Source organism: Lachnoanaerobaculum sp. (genome assembly GCF_057250505.1).
The window spans coordinates 1-10,477 of sequence record NZ_DBHIEQ010000045.1 but is presented as its reverse complement, the minus strand read 5'-3'; the positions used below and the strand labels follow the sequence as shown (position 1 = coordinate 10,477).

At 38.0% G+C, this 10,477-nt stretch carries 7 protein-coding genes; 6 read left to right on the top strand and 1 reads right to left on the bottom strand.

The genetic code is table 11. The annotated features are described in order from the left end of the window. Window positions 1-154 precede the first annotated feature (154 nt). From ACO6FI_RS12565 to mgtA, 5 genes are read left to right on the top strand one after another with little or no spacing between them, the layout of a single operon-like run. Complete coding sequence (locus ACO6FI_RS12565) at window positions 155-1,525, top strand: DUF512 domain-containing protein (protein ID WP_485457634.1); 1,371 nt, start codon at window positions 155-157, stop codon at window positions 1,523-1,525. Beyond that, a complete protein-coding gene (der, locus tag ACO6FI_RS12560) occupies window positions 1,518-2,849 on the top strand; it encodes a ribosome biogenesis GTPase Der (protein ID WP_485457633.1) in 1,332 nt (443 codons plus the stop codon). The genes ACO6FI_RS12565 and der overlap by 8 nt, the downstream gene beginning before the upstream one ends. Then, window positions 2,849-3,487, top strand: coding sequence for a glycerol-3-phosphate 1-O-acyltransferase PlsY (plsY, locus tag ACO6FI_RS12555; RefSeq protein ID WP_485457632.1), 639 nt, complete (start codon window positions 2,849-2,851; stop codon window positions 3,485-3,487). Before der ends, plsY begins: the two co-directional genes overlap by 1 nt. Next, entirely contained in the window at window positions 3,484-4,479 is a 996-nt protein-coding gene (locus tag ACO6FI_RS12550) for an NAD(P)H-dependent glycerol-3-phosphate dehydrogenase (protein WP_485457631.1), read from the top strand. The genes plsY and ACO6FI_RS12550 overlap by 4 nt, the downstream gene beginning before the upstream one ends. A gap of 1 nt (window position 4,480) precedes the next feature. Then, the gene (gene mgtA, locus ACO6FI_RS12545) at window positions 4,481-7,174 is read left to right on the top strand and encodes a magnesium-translocating P-type ATPase (protein WP_485457630.1); all 2,694 of its coding nucleotides are present in this window, start codon (window positions 4,481-4,483) and stop codon (window positions 7,172-7,174) included. 22 nt (window positions 7,175-7,196) lie between these two features. Here mgtA and ACO6FI_RS12540 read toward each other — a convergent pair whose 3' ends face one another. Continuing rightward, a complete protein-coding gene (locus ACO6FI_RS12540; RefSeq protein ID WP_485457629.1) occupies window positions 7,197-8,939 on the bottom strand; it encodes an Rqc2 family fibronectin-binding protein in 1,743 nt (580 codons plus the stop codon). 574 nt (window positions 8,940-9,513) lie between these two features. Here ACO6FI_RS12540 and ACO6FI_RS12535 point away from each other — a divergent pair. After that, the coding region (locus tag ACO6FI_RS12535; protein ID WP_485457628.1) for an N-acetylmuramoyl-L-alanine amidase family protein at window positions 9,514-10,477 on the top strand (964 nt) is incomplete at its 3' end.

Here is a 10,477-nt window from a genome sequence, read left to right as displayed (position 1 = left end):
TGTCAGGATATTTTTATTTAGTTCTGCGGGGAGTAGAAATGCTTATTTCCCGACATCCCCTTCTTATACTTTACAAACAAATGTGAGATTGTTATTATAAGAAGGCAAGTGTAATGATTATGGTCATTTGCTATTTACAAATGAATGGAGTAAGATGAATTTTCATGTAATAAAGAGCGTTGCCAAGGGGTCGATAGCTGAAGAACTGGAGATAGAGCCGGGAGACAAGCTGATGTCTATTGACGGCAATGAGATAAAAGATGTATTAGATTATAGATATTATATAAATGCCGAAGAATTCACTATGGTGATTGAAAAGGCAAACGGTGAAGAGTGGGAACTTGATATAGAGAGTGACTATGAGGATATAGGACTTGAGTTTGATGAGGGACTTATGAGTGATTATAAGTCATGTACTAACAACTGTATATTCTGCTTTATAGATCAGATGCCGAAAGGAATGAGAGAGACTCTCTATTTTAAGGATGACGACTCAAGATTATCATTTTTGCAGGGCAATTATGTAACACTCACAAATATGAAGGATGCGGATATCGACAGAATAATAAGATTTAATCTGGCACCTATCAATATATCCGTACATACTACAAATCCCAAACTTAGAAAAGAGATGCTTCACAACCGTTTTGCAGATGAGTCTCTAAAGTATATAGATAAGCTTTATGAGAAAAATGTGCCTATGAACGGGCAGGTGGTTATGTGTCCGGGGTATAATGACGGTGAGGAACTTAGGCGTACACTTAACGATTTGTTAAAATACGCTCCGACGATGGAGAGCGTATCAGTAGTGCCTGTAGGTATCACAAAGTTCAGAGACGATTTGCCTAGACTGACTTTGGTAGATAAGGAGAAGGCAAAAGAGACTATCAATATAATAGAAGAAATTCAACAAAAGGCGATGAAAAAGTGCGGTATGCATTTTGCACAGGCCAGTGATGAATTTTATCTGATAGCGGGAAGGCAGATGCCGTCTGAAGATACCTATGACGGTTATATACAGCTTGAAAACGGTGTCGGTATGTTAAGGCTTCTAAGTGAAGAGGTAAAAGATGCTGTAGAGACATTAGAAGTTTCGAAGGCCGATATAAAAAAAGAAGAAGTTATAAGTGTTGCCACAGCCATATTGCCGGCGCACTCTATGGAAGAACTTTTAAAGGAAATAGAAGAAAAATTTCCAAGTAAAAAGATCAATCTCTATGTGATAAGGAATGATTTTTTCGGTGAGAGAATTACAGTGGCCGGGCTTTTAACCGGAGTTGATATTATAAATCAGCTGAAAGGTAAAGACCTTGGAGACAGACTTTTGTTATCTGTAAATATGTTCAGAAGCGGTGAAGAAGTATTGCTTGACGATTTGACCAGAAGTGATATTGAAAGAGAGCTGGACACAAAGACTGTAATAGTAGGTCAGTCAGGCTATGACCTTGTAAATGCCATAGTATCTGATAATTATATAGAAGAAAATGCCTATAAGGCATATGAAAAAGGAGTTAAAAATGAGTAAACCCGTAGTTGCCATCATAGGTAGACCGAATGTAGGAAAGTCTACATTGTTTAACGCCATAGCAGGTGAACCGATTTCAATAGTTAAGGATACACCGGGAGTAACCAGAGACAGGATTTATGCGGATTGCACATGGCTTAATATGAATTTTACACTGATTGATACAGGCGGAATCGAGCCTGACAGTAGCGATGTTATACTTTCACAGATGAGAGAGCAGGCCGAGATAGCTATTGAGACGGCGGATGTAATTGTATTTATTACAGATGTGCGCCAAGGTCTTGTGGATTCGGATTCCAAAGTCTGTGATATGCTCAGAAAGTCAAGAAAACCTGTTGTACTTGCGGTAAATAAGGTTGACTCCATGGCTAAGTTCGGAAATGATGTATACGAATTTTACAACTTAGGTATAGGAGACCCTATACCTGTATCTGCATCATCAAGGCTTGGAATAGGAGATCTGCTTGAGGCTGTAGCTTCACACTTTAAGAATAAGGACACTGAAGATGAGGAGGATGATGACAGACCTAGAATTGCAATAGTCGGAAAGCCGAATGTAGGTAAATCATCCATTATCAACAGACTTACAGGTCAAAACAGGGTAATCGTATCCGATATTGCAGGTACTACAAGAGATGCTATAGATACCGTAGTGGTAAACAATAAGCAGGAATATGTTTTTATAGATACCGCAGGTCTTAGAAGAAAATCAAAGGTAAAAGAAGATATTGAAAGATATTCTATAATAAGAACTGTAACTGCTGTAGACAGAGCTGATGTGGTAATACTTGTTATTGATGCAAGTGAAGGTGTTACCGAACAGGATGCCAAGATTGCAGGTATTGCACATGACAGAGGTAAGGGCATAATAGTTGCGGTAAATAAGTGGGATTTGATTGAAAAAAATGACAAGACTATTTATGAATATACCAATGAAATAAAGAGAATACTTTCTTTTATGCCTTATGCGGAGTTTATCTTTATATCGGCATTAAGCGGTCAAAGACTTCAAAAGCTCTTTGAGCTTATCGATATTGTAAGAGAGAATCAGACTCTCAGAATACAGACAGGTGTGTTAAACGAGATTATCTCCGAAGCTACGGTAATGCAGCAGCCTCCTTCAGACAAGGGTAAGAGATTAAAGATTTTCTATGCTACACAGGTAGCGGTAAAGCCGCCTACATTTGTTATATTTGTCAATATAAAGCAGCTTATGCATTTCTCATATCAAAGATATTTGGAAAATAGGATAAGAGAAGCATTCGGATTTAGGGGTACATCTATAAGATTTATTATCAGAGAGAGAAAAGAGGACAACAAGTAATGCTTAGGATTCTGCTGTTAATAATTGGATATTTTATAGGAAATATTGAAACCGGATATATATTCGGCAAAATACATAGAATGGATATCAGAAACTACGGTTCGGGAAATGCCGGAGCGACCAATACACTCAGAGTGCTGGGAGCAAAGGCAGGATTGGTTGTATTTTTGGGCGATTTTTGTAAGTCACTGATACCATGTTTGGTTGTAAGATTTATCTTTAGAGATAATGTAAGCTTAAGCTATATCTATATGTTATATATCGGGCTTGGTGTGGTACTTGGGCACAACTTTCCTTTCTATCTGGGATTTAAAGGCGGAAAGGGTGTGGCATCTACAGCAGGCATAATTTTGGCACTTGATATCAGAATAGCCGTAGTATGTTTGATTGTATTTATAATTACAGTTGCAATTACAAGATATGTTTCATTGGGTTCTATATTTGTAATGATTATTCTGATAGGTATGTCTCATTTCCTTGTCAGGTTCAGTTATGGATTTGGAGACGGACAATCTTCTATGGAGTTTAGACTTTTGACAGCCGCTATAGGAGTTCTTTCCATATTTATGCACAGAACAAATATAAAGAGACTGCTTAGCGGAAATGAGAATAAAATAGGGAAAAAGGTGGAAAAATGAAAATAGCTGTTATCGGTTCAGGTACTTGGGGTATGGCACTTGCCAGACTTCTCTTTGACAACGGACATAGTGTCAAGGTATGGTCTGCAATTGAAAGTGAGATAAAAGAACTTAGAGAAAAACGTACACATAAGAATTTACCGGGGATTATCTTTGATGAAGGCATAGCATTTGAAGATGATTTGGAGAAAGCCATGGAGAATGCGGATATCTGTGTACTTTCAGTTCCTTCTATTTTCACAAGAGCTACAGCAAAGAAAATGGCACCTTTTTATAAGGAAAATCAGATTATTGTAAATGTTGCCAAGGGAATAGAGGAAAGTACCTTGGAGATACTTAGCGACCAGATTTCGGATGAGATAAAGAATGCCGATATTGCGGTACTTTCAGGACCCAGCCATGCCGAGGAGGTTGTAAGGCTTCTTCCTACCACATGTGTGGCAGGTGCAAAGGACATGGAGACTGCAAAAATTATACAGTCAACATTTATGAGTCCGGTATTCAGAGTGTATACTTCTACAGATATGCTTGGCATTGAGCTGGGAGGCTCACTGAAAAATGTTATAGCTTTGGCGGCAGGTATCTCTGACGGACTTGGATATGGAGACAATGCCAAAGCGGCACTTATTACCAGAGGAATAGTGGAAATAAGCAGGCTGGGCACTGCAATGGGTGCAAATATAGAGACATTCTACGGGCTTTCAGGTATCGGAGATTTGATAGTGACCTGTGCCAGTAAGCACAGCAGAAACAGAAAAGCCGGTATGCTTATGGGACAGGGAATGAGTATGGATGAGGCCATGAAGGAAGTTGCCATGGTGGTTGAGGGCGTTTATTCAGCCAAGGCGGCCAAGGCTCTTGCAAATAAATATAATATATGTATGCCGATAGTGGATGAGGTAAATGCCGTACTCTTTGAGAACAAAGATCCGAAACAGGCGGTGGATGCACTGATGCTTAGGGATAAGGCAGTAGAAAAGATTGGAATATAATATGAACACAAATATTGAATATATGGCCACTCACAAGGTTGAGGACATAAAAGAATATTTGAATATAAATTTAAGCGGACTTACTGAAGACGAGGTGGATGAGAGCAGAGATAAATACGGCTCAAATAAGGTAAAAAAAGAGAAGAAAAAATCTATTGTGGAAAGATTGGCTGAGGCATTTATAAATCCTTTTACTGTGGTGCTTATTTGTCTTGCTGTAGTTTCCACAGTTACCGATATTATATTTCCTATACTTCATATGTTCGGAAATACAAAAAAAGACTTCAATCCTGTAACGGTGATTATCATACTTACAATGGTATTTGTATCGGGTGTACTCAGATTTATTCAGGAGAGCAGAAGCGGTGATGCTGCGGCAAAGCTTTTAGCTATGATTACCACCACCTGTACGGTTACAAGACAGAATAAAAGTCATATAGAGATACCGCTTGATGAAGTGGTGGTAGGTGATATTGTATACCTTTCAGCTGGTGACATGATTCCTGCAGATGTGAGGATAATAGAGGCAAAGGATCTCTTTGTCAGCCAGTCAAGTCTTAGCGGTGAGAGTGAACCTATAGAAAAACTTGCTATAGTCTGTGAAAAGAAGGACAATATCACGGAGTATACAAATATAGCTTTTATGGGCAGCAATGTCATATCGGGAAGTGCTGCTGCAATAGTTGTATCTGTAGGAGACAACACACTTTTCGGTTCTATGACGTCGGCAATAGCTACAGAGTCTGTGGAGACCAACTTTACAAAGGGTGTAAATGCCGTTTCATGGGTACTTATAAGATTTATGCTTGTAATGGTGCCTTTGGTGTTTGTAATTAACGGTGTTACAAAAGGAAACTGGATTTCGGCATTTTTGTTTGCAATATCAATTGCGGTGGGACTTACTCCTGAGATGCTTCCGATGATCGTAACAAGCTGTCTTGCAAAAGGTGCGGTTTCAATGAGTAAGAAGAAGACAATTGTAAAGAACCTGAATTCAATACAAAACTTCGGTGCTATGGATATTTTGTGTACGGATAAGACCGGGACCTTGACACAGGACAGAGTGGTACTTGAATATCACCTTAATATAAAAGGAGATGAGGACTCAAGAGTACTTAGATACGGTTATCTTAACAGCTATTTTCAGACAGGTTATAAAAATCTTATGGACCTTGCCATCATTCAAAGGACTGAGGAAGAGGAGGCAAACGACTCACAGCTTCTTGACTTGTCTGAAAACTATAAAAAGATTGACGAGATACCGTTTGACTTTGGTAGAAGAAGACTTACAACAGTGGTACAAAATCACGCAGGCACAATAAAGATGGTTACAAAGGGTGCTGTTGAAGAGATGCTTGCCGTATGCTCATATGCCGAGTACAACGGAAATGTGGAACCTATTACAAACGACTTCAGAAAAAAGATCCTTGATACGGTGGATGATCTTAATGTAAAGGGATTCCGTGTACTTGCGATTGCAAGAAAAGATATAGAAAAACAAAGCTGCAGTGTGGATGATGAATGTGAGATGATACTTATGGGGTATCTTGCATTTTTGGATCCGCCGAAGGAGTCGGCTGCAGGTGCAATAAAGGCATTAAGAGAGCATGGTGTCAGAACAAAGATTCTTACAGGAGATAATGAAAAGGTTACAAAAACCATATGTAATCAGGTAGGTCTTGAAGTAAAAAATATGCTGCTTGGCGGTGATATCGAAAAGATGGATGATGAGGAGCTTAAGAAAGTGGCCGAGGTAACGGACGTCTTTGCAAAGCTCACTCCAAGTCAGAAGTCAAGAGTGGTATCGGTACTTAGAGAAAACGGACATACTGTAGGATTTATGGGTGACGGTATCAATGATGCTGCGGCTATGAAAGTGGCGGATATAGGTATCTCTGTAGATACTGCAGTGGATGTGGCCAAGGAGTCTGCAGATATTATACTTCTTGAAAAAGACCTTATGGTCTTGGAGTCGGGAATCATAGAGGGACGAAAGACCTTTGCAAATATGATAAAGTATATCAAGATGACCGCATCGTCAAACTTCGGAAATATGTTTTCCGTGCTGGGTGCTTCCGCACTCTTGCCTTTCCTTCCTATGGAGAGTATGCATCTTATCTTACTGAATCTTATATATGATTCATGTTGCAGTGCAATTCCTTGGGACAATGTGGACGAGGAGTTTATCAAGTTGCCGAAGAAGTGGGACGCTTCAAGTATCGGTAAGTTTATGGTATGGATAGGGCCTACAAGTTCAATTTTTGACTTTATGACATTTGCATTTATGTACTTTGTGTTCTGCCCTCATTTTGTAAGTCACGGAGTTACATATAATAATCTTGCAAGTCATTTTAGCGGTGATGAGCTTAACCGTATCAGAGTTACATATGTTGCAATGTTTCAGGCAGGCTGGTTTGTCGAATCCATGTGGAGCCAATCACTGGTTATACATATGATTCGTACCATGAAGTTACCTTTTATACAAAGTAGAGCATCGGCTCCGCTTACAATGCTTAATTTCTTCGGAATCATAGTTATTACTATAATACCGTTTACTTTGTTAGGTAAGGCGATAGGATTTGTTTCATTGCCTTTATCATTCTTTTTATATCTTATACCATGTGTATTGGCATATATGATACTTGTTACGGCAGTAAAAAAGGCTTATATTCGCTACCACAAAGAGTGGCTGTAGCAGTGAATAAAGCCCATATAATTTATTTTTGTTGCAGATTCGCCTTCGGTGTGGCTACCATTGACCAGTTGGAGTGGTAGATTACAAATCCGGGAGCGGCACCTGCAACTTTTTTTATATTTTTCTTTTGGATGTAGTCAACTTCCACCTTATCAGCATCCTTTGCCTTGGAATAAAAGGCTGCAAGAGCGGCAGCTTCTTCATAAGCTCTGTCAGGAAGTTCCTCTTCATTGTTTGATTTTAAAATCACATGTGAGCCCGGCATTCCCTTGGCGTGAAACCACCAGTCATTTCCGGTAGCAACCTTAAAAGTAAGCTCTTCATTTTGGTAGTTGTTCTTACCTACATATATATCATAGCCGTCACTTGAAATGTAGTGATAAGGATGTGAGGCAATCTTTTGTTTTTTGGCAGAAGAGTGCTTCTTTATATATCCGAAATCCACAAGCTCCTGACGAATCTGAGAAAGACTCTCATCATCACTTGAAACCTCCAAGGCGGTCTGAATGGATTGCAGATGTTCCATATCATTTTTTGTCTTTAAAATCTCTTCGCTTAGAGCCTTTGTGGTTCTGCTGAGTTTGGCATACTTATCATAGTATTTCTTTGCATTTTCCTTTGCGGATTTATTTTTATCAAGCGGTATTGTGATTTTCTTATTATCATCATAGAAATTTTCTGTAGTAAAGGAACTCTCTCCCCCTTTAAGGCTGTAGCCATAGGTATTTAAAAGGTCGCCGTATACTCTGTAGATATCCTTTTTATCGGCATCCTGAAGCTGCTTTTCCTGAAGGTCATACTTTTTGCTTGCTCTTTCAAGTGCCGTATTTACAATACGTCGCAGATCCGAACTTTTTTGTCTGTTAAGTACAAATGCTTCTCTTGATGAATAAAAATCATAAAGCATCTTGCTTACTGAGTCAAAAGATTCTTTTTTGTACTCTTTACCTTCATATGAATAAAGATTTATTGAAGAGAACTCAATCGCCTCTTCACCTTTATATATTATATTCGGAGTAAAGTTGTGAGTGTTTATATCTTCAAGGAGATTTTGTATTGTATGAAACAGGTGAGTGTACTCAAGTTCACCAAGAGATGTGGAAGGAGCCTGTGATAAAAGCGATGCTCTTAAGATTATTTCCTCAGCTATAAGCGGACTTATACCTGCAAAGTTCATGTATATAGACTTTGAAAGAGGGTATTCCTTTGATTTTAAAATCTCTATAAATTCTTCAAGTCCTGTATTTAACAGATCTTTTTTCTTAAGTTCTTCAGGCAGAAAATATTCTCTTCCCGGCAGTACTTCTCTAAGTGAACTCATATTTGCAGATATTCGCTTGATGGAATCAATTATCTTATTATTTTCATCTGTAAATATGATATTTGAATGCTTGCCCATTATCTCAACATACATTTTTTTGCGGCTGAGATCTCCAAGCTCATTTAAGTGTTCAAGCTCAAAGCAAAGTATTCTCTCCAAACCCATTTGGAATATATTTGTTATCTTTGCACTACCTATATATTTTCTAAGTAACATCAAAAATGCCGGGGCAACCTTAGGTGCCGGCTTATTTATATCTGTAAGGTATATTAAAGGAAGTGAAGCACTTGCAGATATAAAAAGTCTATAGGTCTTTGCATTGTTCTTTATTGTAAAAATAAGCTCATTTTCCTCAGGCATGGAAATCTTTGATATTCTGCCTCCAACCAGATTTGAATGAAGCTCATATGATAAATTTGATATAACTATACCGTCAAAAGCCATTGTTTACCTCTGTTCTAAAATATACAAGTTAGTATAATTCTATATCTTATAAAATACAACATTGATTTTATATTTTATAGATATTAAGTTTCTGTTATAATTATGCAATAAAATTTATGAATGGAATTTCCTTAAGTTTGTTAAAAAAATGAACAAACTAATTGTAAGATAATATAATATGTATATTAATGTAGAAATATTGAATATATTCATACAAGTGTATATAAGTTCTTTACTATGTATATAAACTATGCTATAATTGCACGCGTAATGGATGAAAAAAATCTAACATCAATATACTTAGTTATATAGTTATCTGAAAATATAGATAAAATTAATATATAAATCTGCCTCAAGAGTGTTAAAAGCTCTTTTTTTACATCTTTAAGTTAGGTAATACTTACTGTTGTATTAATTATCATAGATGTATAAATTTGCAGAAAATAATTTGAAACCGAGTATCAAATTGATTATTTTAGAAAGGAGGTAGTAAAATCACAGTTTACTGATTTTATTTTTCATTCAATACAATATTAAATTTGACCACAATTATACTGGAGGGGGTACTTATTTTGTGAAAAGAACGTTTAGTAGAATATTTACGTTCATGTTTGTTTCTACATTAGGATTTACCAATACATTTTCAAGTCAGGGAGCCGTTACAAAGGGCAAGTGGGAATTGTCAGGCGATACTTGGAAGTTTTATAATGAGAAAAATGAAGTTCATAAGGGCTGGGTTGAGACTTCTTCAGGATGGTATTATCTTGATCCTGAAAGTGGAGAAATGAAAACCGGATGGCAAAATATAAACGGTGTAGAATATTATTTTGATTCCGCCAAAGACGGAGTGTCAGGACATATGCACACAGGATGGTATAAAAGTCCTGAGGGCAAATGGTATTTTTTCAATCCTGATCAGACAACCGGAGGCGGTATGCTTACCGGATGGCAGTGGATAGACGGATATTGTTACTATTTTGATCCTACACCCGGAAAAGAATCAGGTGGAATGGTTGCCGGAAAGACAACACCTGACGGGTTTAAGATTAATGAGAACGGACAATGGACTGATGACTCAGGCAAGGTACAGTATGTAGCGGGAAAGGGATTTTCATCAAATACTTCATCAGGCAGTACAAATACTGTAACCGATACAGCAAAGAATACTAAGAAATCAACGCCAAGGAGAGGAAAATCATCAGGACATGGCAGCAGCAGTTCAGGCGGGAGATCAGGAAGAACCGGACAATCAAGTAAGCCAAGCGAGAGCGAAAGTCCAAAGACACCTGGGAAGCAGGAAGAAAGTAGACCAAGTGAAAAGCCTAAGGCACCACAAAGTCAGGAAGAGAGCAAGCCAAGTGAAAAGCCTAAGACACCTGAAAATCAGGATAAAAACAAGCCTAAGGAGAGTGAAAAAGAACCTGAGCAAAATAATGATTCTCTGAGTGACGGGGAGTGGTACGGAACAGCCACATGGAGTCGTTATAAGCTTCAAAGAGGTTCAAATGTCGTTAAGGTTACCATAAAGAACGGAAAGA

Bases quoted from the DNA above. Each gene is read 5' to 3' on its own strand.
- ACO6FI_RS12565 (WP_485457634.1), top strand. From the start codon at position 155: ATGAATTTTCATGTAATAAAGAGCGTTGCCAAGGGGTCGATAGCTGAA.
- der (WP_485457633.1), top strand. From the start codon at position 1,518: ATGAGTAAACCCGTAGTTGCCATCATAGGTAGACCGAATGTAGGAAAG.
- plsY (WP_485457632.1), top strand. From the start codon at position 2,849: ATGCTTAGGATTCTGCTGTTAATAATTGGATATTTTATAGGAAATATT.
- ACO6FI_RS12550 (WP_485457631.1), top strand. From the start codon at position 3,484: ATGAAAATAGCTGTTATCGGTTCAGGTACTTGGGGTATGGCACTTGCC.
- mgtA (WP_485457630.1), top strand. From the start codon at position 4,481: ATGAACACAAATATTGAATATATGGCCACTCACAAGGTTGAGGACATA.
- ACO6FI_RS12540 (WP_485457629.1), bottom strand. From the start codon at position 8,939: ATGGCTTTTGACGGTATAGTTATATCAAATTTATCATATGAGCTTCAT.